The 16,039-nt window shown below is 44.9% G+C and carries 12 protein-coding genes, 5 tRNA genes, 2 rRNA genes and 1 pseudogene; 16 read left to right on the top strand and 4 right to left on the bottom strand.

The window, feature by feature from the left end:
- Nucleotides 1-313 precede the first annotated feature (313 nt).
- The 3 genes from BCU07_RS20040 to BCU07_RS20030 all read left to right on the top strand — a co-directional run bounded on the left by BCU07_RS20040 (nucleotide 314) and on the right by BCU07_RS20030 (nucleotide 3,611).
- Nucleotides 314-3,206: ribosomal RNA gene (locus BCU07_RS20040) — 23S ribosomal RNA — on the top strand.
- A gap of 134 nt (nucleotides 3,207-3,340) precedes the next feature.
- Nucleotides 3,341-3,456 (top strand): 5S ribosomal RNA (gene rrf, locus BCU07_RS20035).
- Between the two features lie 78 nt (nucleotides 3,457-3,534).
- A tRNA-Asp gene (locus BCU07_RS20030) sits at nucleotides 3,535-3,611 on the top strand.
- Between the two features lie 82 nt (nucleotides 3,612-3,693).
- On the opposite strand, the pseudogene BCU07_RS20025 reads toward BCU07_RS20030, so the two are convergent.
- The 3 genes and pseudogenes from BCU07_RS20025 to BCU07_RS20015 all read right to left on the bottom strand — a co-directional run bounded on the left by BCU07_RS20025 (nucleotide 3,694) and on the right by BCU07_RS20015 (nucleotide 7,220).
- A pseudogene (locus BCU07_RS20025) lies at nucleotides 3,694-4,730 on the bottom strand (IS630 family transposase).
- 626 nt (nucleotides 4,731-5,356) lie between these two features.
- Complete coding sequence (pssA, locus tag BCU07_RS20020; protein WP_102319992.1) at nucleotides 5,357-6,697, bottom strand: CDP-diacylglycerol--serine O-phosphatidyltransferase; 1,341 nt, start codon at nucleotides 6,695-6,697, stop codon at nucleotides 5,357-5,359.
- Nucleotides 6,698-6,788: 91 nt separating this feature from the next.
- Nucleotides 6,789-7,220 (bottom strand): GNAT family N-acetyltransferase, encoded by a 432-nt coding sequence (locus tag BCU07_RS20015; RefSeq protein ID WP_102429265.1) that lies wholly within the window; start codon nucleotides 7,218-7,220, stop codon nucleotides 6,789-6,791.
- A gap of 66 nt (nucleotides 7,221-7,286) precedes the next feature.
- Here BCU07_RS20015 and murB point away from each other — a divergent pair, with 66 nt between their 5' ends.
- Complete coding sequence (gene murB, locus BCU07_RS20010) at nucleotides 7,287-8,333, top strand: UDP-N-acetylmuramate dehydrogenase (protein WP_102429266.1); 1,047 nt, start codon at nucleotides 7,287-7,289, stop codon at nucleotides 8,331-8,333.
- The gene (gene birA / locus BCU07_RS20005; protein ID WP_017059800.1) at nucleotides 8,330-9,295 is read left to right on the top strand and encodes a bifunctional biotin--[acetyl-CoA-carboxylase] ligase/biotin operon repressor BirA; all 966 of its coding nucleotides are present in this window, start codon (nucleotides 8,330-8,332) and stop codon (nucleotides 9,293-9,295) included. Before murB ends, birA begins: the two co-directional genes overlap by 4 nt.
- 7 nt (nucleotides 9,296-9,302) lie before the next feature.
- On the opposite strand, the gene coaA is transcribed toward birA, so the two are convergent.
- A complete protein-coding gene (gene coaA, locus BCU07_RS20000) occupies nucleotides 9,303-10,226 on the bottom strand; it encodes a type I pantothenate kinase (RefSeq protein WP_017066910.1) in 924 nt (307 codons plus the stop codon).
- A 210-nt stretch (nucleotides 10,227-10,436) separates the two neighbouring features.
- Between coaA and BCU07_RS19995 the strand changes: the two genes are divergently transcribed.
- From BCU07_RS19995 to rplL, 11 genes are all read left to right on the top strand, one after another.
- Nucleotides 10,437-10,512: transfer RNA gene (locus BCU07_RS19995), tRNA-Thr, on the top strand.
- Nucleotides 10,513-10,556: 44 nt separating this feature from the next.
- A tRNA-Tyr gene (locus BCU07_RS19990) sits at nucleotides 10,557-10,641 on the top strand.
- Between the two features lie 39 nt (nucleotides 10,642-10,680).
- Nucleotides 10,681-10,755, top strand: a tRNA-Gly gene (locus tag BCU07_RS19985).
- A 13-nt stretch (nucleotides 10,756-10,768) separates the two neighbouring features.
- A tRNA-Thr gene (locus tag BCU07_RS19980) sits at nucleotides 10,769-10,844 on the top strand.
- A gap of 95 nt (nucleotides 10,845-10,939) precedes the next feature.
- Entirely contained in the window at nucleotides 10,940-12,124 is a 1,185-nt protein-coding gene (gene tuf / locus BCU07_RS19975; RefSeq protein WP_010435158.1) for an elongation factor Tu, read from the top strand.
- Nucleotides 12,125-12,347: 223 nt separating this feature from the next.
- Nucleotides 12,348-12,725 (top strand): preprotein translocase subunit SecE, encoded by a 378-nt coding sequence (secE, locus tag BCU07_RS19970; RefSeq protein WP_010435558.1) that lies wholly within the window; start codon nucleotides 12,348-12,350, stop codon nucleotides 12,723-12,725.
- Nucleotides 12,726-12,738: 13 nt separating this feature from the next.
- Nucleotides 12,739-13,287 (top strand): transcription termination/antitermination protein NusG, encoded by a 549-nt coding sequence (gene nusG / locus BCU07_RS19965; protein WP_010435556.1) that lies wholly within the window; start codon nucleotides 12,739-12,741, stop codon nucleotides 13,285-13,287.
- Nucleotides 13,288-13,500: 213 nt separating this feature from the next.
- Nucleotides 13,501-13,929 carry a 50S ribosomal protein L11 gene (gene rplK, locus BCU07_RS19960; RefSeq protein WP_010435555.1) on the top strand — a complete coding sequence of 143 codons (429 nt, stop codon included), beginning with the start codon at nucleotides 13,501-13,503 and terminating at the stop codon, nucleotides 13,927-13,929.
- Between the two features lie 4 nt (nucleotides 13,930-13,933).
- Nucleotides 13,934-14,638 carry a 50S ribosomal protein L1 gene (gene rplA / locus BCU07_RS19955; protein ID WP_017063651.1) on the top strand — a complete coding sequence of 235 codons (705 nt, stop codon included), beginning with the start codon at nucleotides 13,934-13,936 and terminating at the stop codon, nucleotides 14,636-14,638.
- A 250-nt stretch (nucleotides 14,639-14,888) separates the two neighbouring features.
- Nucleotides 14,889-15,383, top strand: coding sequence for a 50S ribosomal protein L10 (gene rplJ / locus BCU07_RS19950; RefSeq protein WP_017060524.1), 495 nt, complete (start codon nucleotides 14,889-14,891; stop codon nucleotides 15,381-15,383).
- A 57-nt stretch (nucleotides 15,384-15,440) separates the two neighbouring features.
- Nucleotides 15,441-15,809 (top strand): 50S ribosomal protein L7/L12, encoded by a 369-nt coding sequence (gene rplL / locus BCU07_RS19945; protein ID WP_017060525.1) that lies wholly within the window; start codon nucleotides 15,441-15,443, stop codon nucleotides 15,807-15,809.
- Nucleotides 15,810-16,039: the final 230 nt, after the last annotated feature.

Raw genomic sequence — 16,039 nt, 5'->3', positions numbered from 1 at the left:
TTATGTCGCTGGTTGGATTTTTCGACTGTGAGAGTCTTTAGAAAATGAACTTCACAAGAAGTCTCATTGCTCTTTAACAATTTGGAAAGCTGACTGATTGATTACTTACGAGTAATTCAATCAAATTTAAAAGTTCTCAATGTTTATCTTTCATTAGATAAACACAACAAACACATTCAAGTGTCTTGTATTCGATTCAAACTTGTTTGAATCACAATTGAGTCCGGCAAACAGTCATTGAGAATTAACCCTTCTTAATGACAACCAAAAACCTTGGTTAGTTGCCATACGCTAAGACCCTTTCGGGTTGTATGGTTAAGTGACTAAGCGTACACGGTGGATGCCTTGGCAGTCAGAGGCGATGAAAGGCGTAATAACTTGCGATAAGCCCAGATTAGGTAGTAATAACCTTTTGAGTCTGGGATTCCTGAATGGGGAAACCCACTTACATAAGTAAGTATCCTGTTGTGAATACATAGCAACAGGAGGCAAACCGGGGGAACTGAAACATCTAAGTACCCCGAGGAAGAGAAATCAACCGAGATTCCGAAAGTAGCGGCGAGCGAAATTGGATTAGCCCTTAAGCTTTTAATGAGACAGATGAAGGCTCTGGAAAGTGCCGCAATAAAGGGTGATAGCCCCGTAATCGACATCTCATCATCAGTGAAAACGAGTAGGGCGGGACACGTGATATCCTGTCTGAATATGGGGGGACCATCCTCCAAGGCTAAATACTACTGACTGACCGATAGTGAACCAGTACCGTGAGGGAAAGGCGAAAAGAACCCCTGTGAGGGGAGTGAAATAGAACCTGAAACCGTGTACGTACAAGCAGTAGGAGCACCTTCGTGGTGTGACTGCGTACCTTTTGTATAATGGGTCAGCGACTTAATTTTAGTAGCAAGGTTAACCGTTTAGGGGAGCCGTAGGGAAACCGAGTCTTAACTGGGCGTACAGTTGCTAGGATTAGACCCGAAACCAGGTGATCTAGCCATGGGCAGGTTGAAGGTTGAGTAACATCAACTGGAGGACCGAACCGACTAATGTTGAAAAATTAGCGGATGACTTGTGGCTAGGGGTGAAAGGCCAATCAAACCTGGAGATAGCTGGTTCTCCCCGAAAGCTATTTAGGTAGCGCCTCGGACGAATACTACTGGGGGTAGAGCACTGTTAAGGCTAGGGGGTCATCCCGACTTACCAACCCTTTGCAAACTCCGAATACCAGTAAGTACTATCCGGGAGACACACGGCGGGTGCTAACGTCCGTCGTGGAGAGGGAAACAACCCAGACCGCCAGCTAAGGTCCCAAAGTATAGCTAAGTGGGAAACGATGTGGGAAGGCTCAGACAGCCAGGATGTTGGCTTAGAAGCAGCCATCATTTAAAGAAAGCGTAATAGCTCACTGGTCGAGTCGGCCTGCGCGGAAGATGTAACGGGGCTAAGCTATACACCGAAGCTGCGGCTACGTACCTTAGGGTATGTGGGGTAGGGGAGCGTTCTGTAAGCCGTTGAAGGTGGTCTGTAAGGGCTGCTGGAGGTATCAGAAGTGCGAATGCTGACATGAGTAACGATAAAGGGAGTGAAAAACTCCCTCGCCGGAAGACCAAGGGTTCCTGTCCAACGTTAATCGGGGCAGGGTAAGTCGACTCCTAAGGCGAGGCCGAAAGGCGTAGTCGATGGGAAACGGGTTAATATTCCCGTACTTCTTACAATTGCGATGGGGGGACGGAGAAGGCTAGGTGGGCCTGGCGACGGTTGTCCAGGTTCAAGTATGTAGGCGGAAAGTTTAGGTAAATCCGGACTTTCTTAACGCTGAGATACGATGTCGAGCTACTACGGTAGTGAAGTCATTGATGCCATGCTTCCAGGAAAAGCCTCTAAGCTTCAGATTGTAAGGAATCGTACCCCAAACCGACACAGGTGGTCGGGTAGAGAATACCAAGGCGCTTGAGAGAACTCGGGTGAAGGAACTAGGCAAAATGGTACCGTAACTTCGGGAGAAGGTACGCTCTTATCAGTGAAGTCCCTTGCGGATGGAGCAGACGAGAGTCGCAGATACCAGGTGGCTGCAACTGTTTATTAAAAACACAGCACTGTGCAAAATCGTAAGATGACGTATACGGTGTGACGCCTGCCCGGTGCCGGAAGGTTAATTGATGGGGTTAGACTTCGGTCGAAGCTCTTGATCGAAGCCCCGGTAAACGGCGGCCGTAACTATAACGGTCCTAAGGTAGCGAAATTCCTTGTCGGGTAAGTTCCGACCTGCACGAATGGCGTAATGATGGCCACGCTGTCTCCACCCGAGACTCAGTGAAATTGAAATCGCTGTGAAGATGCAGTGTACCCGCGGCTAGACGGAAAGACCCCGTGAACCTTTACTACAGCTTGGCACTGAACATTGAACCTACATGTGTAGGATAGGTGGGAGACTATGAAACCGCGTCGCTAGATGTGGTGGAGTCGTCCTTGAAATACCACCCTTGTAGTTTTGATGTTCTAACGTTGGTCCCTGAATCGGGATTACGGACAGTGCCTGGTGGGTAGTTTGACTGGGGCGGTCTCCTCCCAAAGAGTAACGGAGGAGCACGAAGGTGGGCTAAACACGGTTGGACATCGTGTGGTTAGTGCAATGGCATAAGCCCGCTTGACTGCGAGAATGACAATTCGAGCAGGTGCGAAAGCAGGTCATAGTGATCCGGTGGTTCTGAATGGAAGGGCCATCGCTCAACGGATAAAAGGTACTCCGGGGATAACAGGCTGATACCGCCCAAGAGTTCATATCGACGGCGGTGTTTGGCACCTCGATGTCGGCTCATCACATCCTGGGGCTGAAGTCGGTCCCAAGGGTATGGCTGTTCGCCATTTAAAGTGGTACGCGAGCTGGGTTTAGAACGTCGTGAGACAGTTCGGTCCCTATCTGCCGTGGGCGTTGGAAAATTGAAAGGGGCTGCTCCTAGTACGAGAGGACCGGAGTGGACGAACCTCTGGTGTTCGGGTTGTCATGCCAATGGCATTGCCCGGTAGCTAAGTTCGGAATCGATAACCGCTGAAAGCATCTAAGCGGGAAGCGAGCCTTGAGATGAGTTTTCCCTGGCGCTATAAGCGTCCTAAAGGGTTGTCGTAGACTACGACGTTGATAGGCAGGGTGTGTAAGTGCTGCGAGGCATTGAGCTAACCTGTACTAATTGCCCGTGAGGCTTAACCATACAACACCCAAGGGGTTTTGTGGACTCAAAGAAAGACCAGACCTTGAATGAGTTTGAAGAGAAACTTTTAAATCAGTTTTCCAGATTATTTTGCCTTCAGTTTTTAAAAAAGCTGAAAGTAAAAGCAAAATTTGCTTGGCGACCATAGCATTGTGGACCCACCTGATTCCATGCCGAACTCAGAAGTGAAACACAATAGCGCCGATGGTAGTGTGGGGCTTCCCCATGTGAGAGTAGGACATCGCCAGGCTCCAAATTTATTTTCACTTTTTTAAAAGTGAAGACAAAAAGTTTGAACACTTGTCAGCGACGACAAGTATTCCACTGCGGAGTGGTAGTTCAGTTGGTTAGAATACCGGCCTGTCACGCCGGGGGTCGCGGGTTCGAGTCCCGTCCACTCCGCCACTTATTAGAGAAGCCCTGCTAGCAATAGCAGGGCTTTTTTACATTTGAAGAAAAGTGTTTGTTGTTATACCAATCCGGAAAATTAACTGATCAGGTCAATCCAATCTCTTGTACACATTTTTGTGACGCGATCTTTGCACTCAAGAAATCCATTCCAAGCGCTACAGACCTTCGAAACAATATCGTTATAATCAATGAAGTTTTGGTTTGCTAGATAGTGTTGCCTTAACCAACTCCACACTTGCTCTATAGGGTTAAGCTCTGGTGAGTATGGCGGCAATTTGATAATACTGACATTATCAAATGGGTTAGCAATATCATCGGTATGCCATCCTGCGCCATCCATTATTACCACTGAATGACGGTCTTTTTCTGTGACTTTAGATATCTGCTCTAGATGGTTTATCATGATGTCTTTGTTAACCCAAGGGACGACCATTGCCTCACCAATCCCTCTCGATGGGCACACTGAGCCAAACAAATAAGCGTATTCAAATTGCTGCTGTTTTACTACGCGAGGTCTAGTTCCACGAGTAGCCCAAAGACGTGTTGTTGTGTTTCTGCTGACCAAACCTAGCTTCGTCTTGAAACCAGACATCAACACTCTCTAGCCCAATATGGCCGGGGATCTTAAGGATCGTTTCGATTTGGAATTTTTTTAAAATCGTCCTGTATTTGCTGTGATTGTTTAGGGTGTTTGGAACGAGAAGTTATCCAAGAAAAACCCATGTGGTCGAGGAGATAATAGATGGAATTAGGGTGGTAGTGCTTGTCAAAGTGTTTAACGATGTAGTCATGTATATCGCTTCCAACAAGGCGGCCACCAGAAGGTGATTCAGCTTCTTTTTTTATGAAGGCACTGAGTTGAGCCCGCTGCTCATCGGTGAGGTATGCAGGCCTACCAGTCCGAGGTTTTTCTTGAAGTCCTTCTAGGCCTTCTTCAAAAAAAATCCGAACCCATTTATTGACACTGGTTCGATTGACTTTGAGAGATTTTGCAATTTGTGTACGAGAGAGGCCGTCTTTAAAGTGTGCGAGCGCAAGTAAACGCATCTTCATCTGAATGGTTTTTTGCTGGCTCGCAAGCTTTTTGAAGTCAGTGTTATTAAGGCTATCCATAGCTAAATTTCACAATAATTCATCAATCTTAATTAGATCACATTTTTACTTTAATTGGTATTATGAGTGCTGTAAAGGCACCGAGCCCCTGCACTTCATGCTATTCCGGCACATATCAGAAAGCCTAGTCTGACGACTAGGCTTTCATCGTTTCCTGCGTATGTGTTTTGGGTTTTAGTAGTAGATCCTTATCGCTAGCTATGAAGTACTTCTCTATATATCGGGAGGTGCTGCTTGGGAATATAGGTGGTCACTTCTAACTCTTAAGCTAAATAGAGCAGAGCACTAATCTGATTGTTTTACTATGTGAAATTCTCTATCGCGTACGTACTTCGCCCTAAGGAGTGAGACTTTATTGCTTGAATACGTAAAGGGTAATTGTCGATTATGTTCGTATTGGTACTCGTTTAGCTGCTATCTAAACCATACCTGATACACGTATCTGGAACCCTGAGACTGACTAAGGAAAAGGTAGGATGCTTAACACTTCAAGCTATCACACTCACTATGCATAAATAGAGATGTTGATTCGAAAGACCATCAAACAAACCTAAATAGCTATCTCGTAGATACAAAAACGCCTAGCGTTTGCTAGGCGTTGATAAATAGTGTCTCTAATACATCGACTACAGTATTTGCTTAAGCACCCTATCGGCTTTCACACGAGTGATCTTACGAATCAACTTCTGAACTTCCATCGGGTAGCTCTCTACCTTGTCTAACTGCTTATAAGTACAGATAAGCTGAGTGTGTTGAAGGATGTTATCCACTTCAGCCTGAAACTTGTCTGTTAGGTGATGGTAGTTATCTTGGATAAAGATACCGTTCTCTAGATCCAACTTCCATGCGCGTGGATTTAGATTATTACCTGTTAGTAGCATGTAGCGCTTATCTACCCAAATGCCCTTTAGGTGGAAGCTATTGGAATCGTGTTGCCAAAGTCGAATTGATAGATTACGGCTAGCAATATGAGCTTCATTCGCTTTAGCGAAACGGCGTAAGTTCAGTTCGTAAAGGTATGGCAAACCACCAATCGTTTTAAACTCTTCTTCTGGTGAGATAAAGAAATCATTCGCTGTCTTATCACCAACAACAATGCTGACCTTTACGCCACGCTTAAGCGCTTTCTTGACTTCTTTAGCTAAGCTAGGTGGGAAGTTGAAGTAAGGTGTGCAGATAAAGATTTCATCTTTAGCTTGAGCGACGAGTTGATTGATACCCTGATTCAGACGGTTACGTCTTTTACCGATACCAACTAATGGTGTTACAGCAACTTGGTCTGCTGAAACGTCTTGACCATCGAATTGATACTGAGACCTTGCCAATGATGCACGAAACTGACGAATCGCTGGTTTCAGTTCTTTGGTCGCAGGCTTGTTCTTATCAGCCAGGTCATAAACAGCGCTGTCCGCAACCATCTGTTCGTGTACGTAGGCAAACATTGAGTCAGCAAGAGCCGCGTTGTTTAAAACGTGGTAACGATCAAAGCGATAGCGGTCATGGTAATTCAGGTAGATATTGTTAAGGCTTGCACCGCTGTATATTACGCTGTCATCGACGATAAAGCCTTTTAAGTGCAATACGCCAAAGACTTCTTTGCCACGAACTGGAATGCCATAGACAGGCACAGAATGCTGATATCTTTCAGCAAACTCTTTATACATGGCTGCATTGCCTTCAGAAGACTCTGCACCAATCAATCCGCGCTGCGCTCGGTGCCAATCGACACAAACGCTCACGTCTAATTCTGGATTCTTTTGCTTTGCTTCATATAAGGCAGTTAGGATCTCACGGCCAGCCTCATCATCTTCAAGATACAAAGCGACTAAACTAATACGAGTCGTTGCGCGAGATATCTCATCAAGTAGACGAGTTCGAAACTCTTGCGCTGATAGTAGTACTTCAAACTTGTCAGGATTCTGCGCTATGGTTGGCAACTGTATGAATGGATTCCTACTGGCAATCATATTGACTGTTTTACCTTTAAAATATGCAAAATTGCGAACCTTTAATTTTACCAAAGGGATAGCACCAAATACTAGATAATCGAGGCATTCTCTAACAATTTTGCTGATAATGCATAGGAATGAGATCTTTTCCGCTATTCGAATAGCGCTCGTATAAAACTCTTAAACCATTTGGTAGATCTTTAGGGTCTACTTGTACGAATTTGTGTCGCGCGTAAAAATTGATGAGATGAGCGTACGCAAAGCAGTAATCATCTTCCGTAAGCGTATGTTGCGCACAATAATCCATAAGCTGGGAGCCTAATTGCTGACCACGATGTTGTTTTGATATCGCCATACCGGTAAGTAAGCGATTATTTTCTATTGTACGAAAACGCACGACACCGCACAGTTCGTTATTCAGCAATAACGAATAGATCAGTTCACTCTTATTCGCTTTTCCCGTTGGGTAATGTTCTTTATAGAAACGTTTAACTAGGGGAACCTTTACTGGGTCTAATTGAGTAATGATGACATTGTTCATTCAGTCACTGCGCCATTGGTTTATCTGCTGTAGAATGACCGCAGTGTAAGTTAATTGAATATCGCCATGCAATTCCATCTCAATGCTAGTTTAAAAAATGTTCATACTTTTTCCATCGATCAGACGTGTGATGCGTTGGTTGAAGTCACCACTACCGAAGAACTTATTTCGCTTTACAAAGACCCTAAATGGTCAGCTTTGCCTAAGTTAATACTGGGTAAGGGCAGTAATATGCTTTTTACTGAGCACTTCGCTGGCCTGGTCATCGTGAATAAATTAGCCGGGATTGAGCTGGCCGAGACGGACAGTCATCACCTACTGCATGTGAGTGGTGGCGAGGATTGGCCAAGCTTGGTTGAGTGGAGTGTGGATAAAGAGCTGGGTGGTCTAGAAAACCTAGCAATGATACCCGGCTGTTCCGGCTCTGCTCCGATTCAGAATATTGGTGCGTATGGTGTTGAGCTACAAGACGTATGCGAGTATGTCGATATCCTGTGTCTGGATACTTATACAGTTAAGCGATTAAGCAAAGAAGAGTGTCTCTTTGGTTACCGAGATTCTATTTTCAAACACGCTCTCTACGATAAAGCGATTGTTGTTGCGATTGGTTTAACGTTGCCGAAAGAGTGGGAGCCATGCAATCACTATGGCCCGTTAAAAAGCCTAGCAGCCGATACGCTCTCCCCTCGCACTATATTTGATGAAGTGTGTGCTATCCGTTCAAGTAAGCTGCCAGACCCTAGAGTACAAGGGAATGCGGGTAGCTTCTTCAAAAACCCTGTGATCACCAAAGATCATTTTGATCGCTTGTTAGCTCTATATCCAAATATGGTTGGTTATGAGAGTAATGACATGATCAAAGTTGCTGCTGGCTGGCTGATTGATCAATGCCAGTTCAAGGGTGTGACAGAAGGTGGCGCTCAGGTTCACCCCAACCAAGCATTGGTTATTATCAATTATGATGAGGCTTCTGCTGTGGATATCCTTAAGCTTGCAGAGCGAGTGCGCCAGTCCGTTTTGAATAAATTCGATATTCGATTGGAACATGAAGTGCGCTTTATGGGACGAGACTGCGAGACAAACCTGGATAAGGCTTTGGAGTCATTGGCATGAGAGAGCACAGCACCAAGCTTGCACTATTGAGATGTCTTGCTGACGGTGAGTTTCATTCAGGTGAAGACCTAGGTGAAATGATTGGCGTATCACGAGCGGCTATCAGTAAGCACATTAAAGGTATTCAAGAGTGGGGTTTAGATATCTACCGAGTACAAGGCAAGGGTTACAAACTAGCCAGTCGTTTGGATATGCTTGACCAAGACAAATTGTCTGCAGTTAGTCGCGATGCTTCTCTTGAACTCATTCCCATCATAGGTTCTACAAACCAACACCTATTAGAGCGCACTAACACCCTCGAATCGGGTTCTGTCTGTATTGCTGAATATCAAGCTGCGGGTCGTGGACGCCGTGGACGAGAGTGGGTATCACCATTTGGTGCAAACCTCTATCTTTCAATGTATTGGAGACTCGACGCGGGGATGGCTGCCGCAATGGGCTTAAGCCTTGTGGTTGGTGTAGCTGTTGTTGAAGCTTTGGAAGAGATGGGCGTAGAAGGTGTAAAGCTTAAATGGCCGAACGACCTTTACCACAATGACAAGAAGCTTGCAGGTATCTTGGTCGAGCTGTCAGGACAGTCTGGTGGCGCTGCGCATATTGTGATTGGTTTAGGGCTAAACCTATCCATGGATCCAACAACATCAGGTATTGGCCAGCCATGGACTTCCCTTAAAGAAGTGTGTGATGGGAAGGTGCCAGACCGTAACCAGTTAGCGCAGGCTCTGATCAATGCTTGGGATAAGTCACTTGTCGACTACGAGTTGAAAGGAATGTCCAATTTTTTAGAGCGTTGGAACCGCTTGGATAATTTCTTAGGTCGCAATGTTAGATTGATCATTGGACCTAGAGAAATTGAAGGTGTTGTTCAAGGCATCGATGAACAAGGTGCTGTATTGCTCAAAACTGAGAATGGTGTCGAGAGCTATATTGGTGGCGAGATATCGCTAAGAAAAGGCGACTAAGGCGTTACTATTTTCTTAGTAACACTTCTTCAACCATATGATCTGCGCCTTTACGTAGAATCAGGTGAGCCCTTTCTCTTGTCGGAAGGATATTTTGTTCAAGGTTCAAGCCATTAATTGAACTCCAGATACCTTCTGCTTTGTCCAATGCGGCTTGGTTCGATAATTTAGTGTAATGACTAAAGTAAGAGCCAGGCTTAGTAAACGCGCCATCGCGGAATTTCATAAAGCGATTGACGTACCATTCTTTGATTTGTTGGCTATCAGCGTCAACATAGAGTGAGAAATCAAGGAAGTCTGAAATAAACACGCGATGTGGCTCGTGTGGATAATTCATTCCGGTTTGTAAAACATTAAGCCCTTCAATAATAAGCACATCTGGTAGGTCGACGCACTTAACGTCATCAGTAATATTGTACGTAAGATGCGAGTAAACAGGGGCTGTGACATTTCTCTTGCAAGCTTTTACATCCGAAACAAAGTTCACTAAACGCTTGATATCGTAAGATTCAGGAAAGCCCTTTTTGCTCATCAACCCTTTCTCTTCTAACACCTCGTTTGGATATAAAAAGCCATCGGTTGTCACTAGTTCAACTTTTGGGTGGTTTTCCCAGCGAGAGAGTAGGGCTTTAAGCAGACGCGCAGTGGTACTTTTGCCAACAGCTACGCTACCCGCAATACCGATGATAAAAGGTGGCGCTTTCTCTTTCTTATCTAGAAATTGGTGGAGTACCGAGTTTCTATTCTGTCTGGCTGCCACATAGAGGTTCAATAGACGAGATAGCGGTAGATAGATCTCTACTGCCTCTTCCATTGTGAGCTTTTCATTGATGCCTTGAAGCTCTTTTAAGTCGCTCTCAGAAAGTGTCATCGGAACTAAATTCCTTAGCTCAGACCAACGTTCGCGGTCAAATGACATAAATGGGCTCATACAAAACTCTATAGTGGATAACAAAACAAGTGCATGGAAAATACATCAAGCGATAGATAAATAAAATATCTTCCTGTACTAGATGCGGGTTAAAGACGTAAACCTTGAGCTAAATAGCCGTATGTAGGAGTTTGGTCAGAGAATTTTGCACTTTTTTTCAATTTACTATTGCAAGGTGGAAAATCATTCAATAAAATGCGCCCCACTTGTGCCGACTTAGCTCAGTAGGTAGAGCAACTGACTTGTAATCAGTAGGTCACCAGTTCGATTCCGGTAGTCGGCACCACTTTCTCCCTTCCTATAAGGCAAGCGAGAGAAAGCTCAAAATTTGGAGAGGTTCCCGAGTGGCCAAAGGGAGCAGACTGTAAATCTGTTGGCACTGCCTTCGATGGTTCGAATCCGTCCCTCTCCACCATATTCTAAAGGTTAAATAGCTCAAACAGAGTTACGTGTTGCGTGCATCGTATAATGGCTATTACCTCAGCCTTCCAAGCTGATGATGCGGGTTCGATTCCCGCTGCACGCTCCAACTCATTTTGTGTGCTGATATAGCTCAGTCGGTAGAGCGCACCCTTGGTAAGGGTGAGGTCCCCAGTTCGACTCTGGGTATTAGCACCAGTCTAAAGCTTCTTCTCCTTTAATAAAGAAAACCATTTTTTTTGGTTGCGTGGTCTTATTTTAAGCCACCTAATCCGTACCTAGAGGGACACCCCATGTCTAAAGAAAAATTTGAACGTACGAAACCGCACGTAAACGTTGGTACTATCGGCCACGTTGACCACGGTAAAACAACTCTAACTGCTGCTATCTGTACTACTCTTGCAAAAGTATACGGCGGTGTTGCTAAAGATTTCGCATCTATCGATAACGCTCCAGAAGAGCGTGAGCGCGGTATCACAATCGCAACTTCTCACGTTGAGTACGACACTCCAGCACGTCACTACGCACACGTAGACTGTCCAGGACACGCGGATTATGTTAAAAACATGATCACTGGTGCTGCACAAATGGACGGCGGTATCCTAGTTGTTGCTGCGACTGACGGCCCTATGCCTCAAACTCGTGAGCACATCCTACTTGGTCGTCAAGTTGGTATCCCTTACATCATCGTATTCATGAACAAATGTGACATGGTAGATGACGAAGAGCTACTTGAGCTAGTTGAGATGGAAGTTCGTGAACTTCTTTCTGAATACGACTTCCCAGGTGATGACCTACCAGTTATCCAAGGTTCTGCACTTGGCGCACTAAACGGCGAGAAGCAGTGGGAAGACAAGATCGTTGAGCTTGCAGAAGCACTAGATTCTTACATTCCTGAGCCAGAGCGTGCAGTTGACCAACCGTTCCTACTACCAATTGAAGATGTATTCTCAATTCAAGGTCGTGGTACTGTTGTAACTGGTCGTATCGAGCGCGGTATCCTACGTGTAGGTGACGAAGTAGAAATCGTTGGTATCAAAGAGACTACTCTTACTACTTGTACTGGTGTTGAAATGTTCCGTAAACTGCTTGACGAAGGTCGTGCAGGTGAGAACGTTGGTGCACTTCTACGTGGTACTAAGCGTGATGACGTTGAACGTGGTCAAGTACTTTCTGCGAAAGGTTCTATCAACCCACACACTAAGTTTGAGTCTGAAGTATACGTACTTTCTAAAGACGAAGGCGGCCGTCACACTCCTTTCTTCAAAGGTTACCGTCCACAGTTCTACTTCCGTACAACTGACGTAACAGGCGACATCACTCTACCAGAAGGCGTAGAAATGGTAATGCCAGGTGACAACGTTCAAATGACTGTTGAGCTAATCGCTCCAATCGCAATGGACGAAGGTCTACGTTTCGCAATCCGCGAAGGTGGCCGTACAGTTGGTGCTGGTGTTGTAGCTAAAATCTTTGCATAAGATTTGACGAACCACTAGTAAAAAGGGCATCATTTGATGCCCTTTTTCTGCGCTAAAAAAAGAGTTGGATGTTTTGACATCGATTTTTGCTCTTAGCAAAGAATTAAACGGTCTTTTTGACTAAAATGACTGTTAGATGTGTTGTTTTGCAACGCAAAGGAATGTGCCCTGCAACAGCGGGGTTATTGTCGTCTATATTTAAGACTTATCACAGGTTGGTTTTATGAAAGCAAACGCTGAAACTCCTGATAGCTCAGGTGCAGCAGATACAATGAAGTGGATTGTCGCTTTTGTTCTGTTGGCTGCTGCTGTTGTGGGTAATTACCTGTATGGTGAATTGTCTGTTGTAATTCGCGCTGCAGGTGTAGTTGTGCTGATTGCTGCCGCACTAGGCGTTGCAGCAACAACAACTAAAGGTAAAGCTGCGATCGATTTTGCAAAAGAATCTCGTATGGAGATTCGTAAAGTTGTTTGGCCTACTCGCCAAGAAACTATGCAAACTACATTGATCGTTTTAGCTGTATGTATTGTTATGTCTCTAGTGCTTTGGGGAATTGACGGCATTATGGTCCGTCTAGTTTCTCTAGCAACTGGGGTGTAGAGGGTTCTGATTCATGAGTGAAGCTCCAAAAAAACGTTGGTATGTAGTTCAAGCCTTTTCTGGCTTTGAAGGTCGTGTTGCACAGTCGCTACGCGAGCATATTAAAATGCACAACATGGAAGAACTATTTGGCGATGTGCTAGTACCTACTGAAGAAGTAGTGGAAATGCGTGCAGGCCAACGCCGTAAAAGTGAACGTAAATTCTTCCCTGGCTACGTATTAGTTCAAATGATCATGAATGATGAATCATGGCACTTAGTACGCAGCATTCCGCGTGTTATGGGCTTCATTGGTGGTACCTCTGATCGTCCTGCACCAATCACTGATAAAGAAGCTGATGCTATCTTGAACCGTCTAGAGAAAGCGAGCGAGTCTCCACGTCCTAAGACAATGTTCGAAGCGGGTGAAGTGGTTCGTGTGAACGATGGTCCATTTGCTGACTTCAACGGTACTGTTGAAGAAGTAGATTACGAGAAAAGCCGCATTAAGGTATCTGTATCGATCTTTGGTCGTGCAACACCGGTTGAGCTTGAATTTGGTCAGGTTGAAAAACTGGACTAAAACTCTAAGTTTTGAACAAGCTGTGGATAAATACTTCATAAGTTGTTCAAAATAAAAGAGTATAAAAAATCACCTTTTTAGGGTTGTTAAAGGCGCGAATTATGATTATAATTTCGCGCCTTTTTGCTTCTGTGGAAGTGAAAAAGAGTTAATTGAATTTATGGGGAGCTCGCCTTGCGGCTAGCGCATGTACCCAAAATATTAGGAAATATCATGGCTAAGAAAGTTGAAGCTTATATCAAACTGCAAGTTGCAGCTGGTATGGCAAACCCAAGTCCACCGGTTGGTCCTGCTCTAGGTCAACACGGCGTGAACATCATGGAATTCTGTAAAGCGTTCAACGCAAAAACAGAATCTGTTGAGAAAGGTCTACCTACTCCAGTAGTTATTACTGTTTACAACGACCGTTCTTTCACGTTCGTAACTAAGACTCCACCTGCTGCTGTTCTTCTTAAGAAAGCTGCTGGCGTTAAGTCTGGTTCAGGTCGTCCAAACACTGAGAAAGTTGGTACTGTTACTGACGCTCAAGTTCAGGAAATCGCAGAAACTAAAGCTGCTGATATGACTGGTGCTGACATCGAAGCAATGAAACGTTCTATTGCTGGTACTGCTCGTTCAATGGGCCTAGTGGTAGAGGGATAAGATCATGGCTAAACTTACTAAGCGTATGCGCGTAATCCGCGACAAAGTTGACTCAACTAAAGAATACGAAATCAGCGAAGCTGTTGCTCTTCTTAAAGAACTAGCGACTGCTAAATTCGTTGAGTCTGTAGATGTTGCTGTTAACCTAGGCATCGATGCTCGTAAATCTGACCAAAACGTTCGTGGCGCAACAGTGCTACCTCACGGTACTGGCCGTGACATCCGCGTTGCTGTTTTCACTCAAGGTGCAAACGCAGAAGCTGCTAAAGCTGCTGGCGCAGATATCGTTGGTATGGAAGATCTTGCTGAGCAAGTGAAAAAAGGCGAAATGAACTTCGACGTAGTTGTTGCTTCTCCAGATGCAATGCGTGTTGTTGGTCAACTAGGTACAATCCTAGGTCCACGCGGCCTTATGCCAAACCCTAAAGTTGGTACTGTAACTCCTAACGTTGCTGAAGCGGTTAAGAACGCTAAAGCTGGTCAGGTTCGTTACCGTAACGACAAGAACGGCATCATCCACACTACTATCGGTAAAGCATCTTTCGAAGCTAACCAGCTACAAGAGAACCTAGAAGCACTTCTAGTTGCTCTTAAGAAAGCTAAGCCTTCTTCAGCTAAGGGTTCTTACCTGAAGAAAGTAAGCATCTCTACTACGATGGGTGCTGGTGTTGCTGTTGATCAAGCTAGTCTTGATACTCAAGCAAACTAATTTGCTTAGGCGCAGATTTAGTGTATACTTCTGCGCCTAATATTTGTGGTTGGGTGGTTTTAAAGCAATTTGAAATCATCTATCCCAAGACCGTAGGCGCTGTCGATTTTCATTAGATTATTGATAGCTTAATAAAACCTACGTAGGCGATGTTGTGGTTTGAAGTGGATTTATTCATTTTTAAATAACATCGTAAACGCTCAATACATTTTGTATTGGGTGCTGTAATCACAACCAGAGGTTAATCCAAATGGCTTTAAATCTTCAAGACAAAAAAGCAATTGTTGCTGAAGTCAACGAAGCTGCCAGTGGTGCACTTTCTGCAGTTGTAGCTGATTCTCGTGGCGTTGAAGTTGGCGCAATGACTTCTCTACGTAAACAAGCTCGCGAAGCGGGTGTTTACATGAAAGTTGTTCGTAACACACTAGCACGCCGTGCGGTTCAGGGTACAGACTACGAGTGTCTAGTAGACACTTTCACTGGTCCAACTCTGATCGCGTTCTCTAACGAGCACCCAGGTGCTGCAGCGCGTCTTTTCAAAGACTTCGCTAAAGAGAACAAAGATTTCGAGATCAAAGCTGCTGCATTTGAAGGCGCAGTTACTGATGCTGAAGTACTAGCGACACTACCAACTTACGACGAAGCTATCGCACGCCTAATGATGTGCATGAAAGAAGCTTCTGCTGGCAAGCTGGTTCGTACTATCGCTGCACTACGTGACCAAAAAGAAGAAGCAGCGGCTTAAGCCTTGCTTTTCACTGGTTGCAAATTAAACTTATTGTTGACTTAAAAGAGAATTGTTATGTCTATTACTAACGAGCAAATCCTAGACGCAGTTGCAGAAATGTCTGTAATGCAAGTTGTTGAGCTTATCGAAGCTATGGAAGAGAAATTCGGCGTTTCAGCTGCAGCTGCAGTTGTAGCTGGTGGCGCAGCTGGCGGCGACGCTGCTGCTGAGCAAACTGAATTCGACGTTATCCTAACTGCTGCTGGCGCTAACAAAGTACAAGTTATCAAAGCTGTACGTGGCGCAACTGGCCTAGGTCTTAAAGAAGCTAAAGGTCTTGTAGACTCAGCTCCTGCAGCGCTTAAAGAAGGCGTTGACAAAGCTGAAGCTGAAGCTCTTAAAGCACAGCTAGAAGAAGCTGGCGCTTCTGTTGAAATCAAGTAATTATTACTTAATTTCATAGCCGCAAGGCTAATGGCTGGTGGTTTATTAACCACCGGCCTTTTTGCGCTGTAGGGCTATGACGAAATTTCCGCTGTTTAACCGTCATAATCCGAGCAAAAAAACAGTCATTTTTTCGAAATGATTGTTCACTACCACTAAACAGCTGTTTGTCACCACCCCCTCTGAAGAGTGTTTTGGGTGGTTTGGGTCACTTATCAGCGAGCTGAGGA

Origin of the sequence: Vibrio sp. 10N.261.54.E10 (assembly GCF_002877735.2) — a bacterium.
GTDB classification, from domain to species: domain Bacteria; phylum Pseudomonadota; class Gammaproteobacteria; order Enterobacterales; family Vibrionaceae; genus Vibrio; species Vibrio crassostreae_C.
The sequence above is the reverse complement of the archived record's forward strand: the minus strand, read 5'-3'. Positions and strand labels throughout refer to the sequence as shown.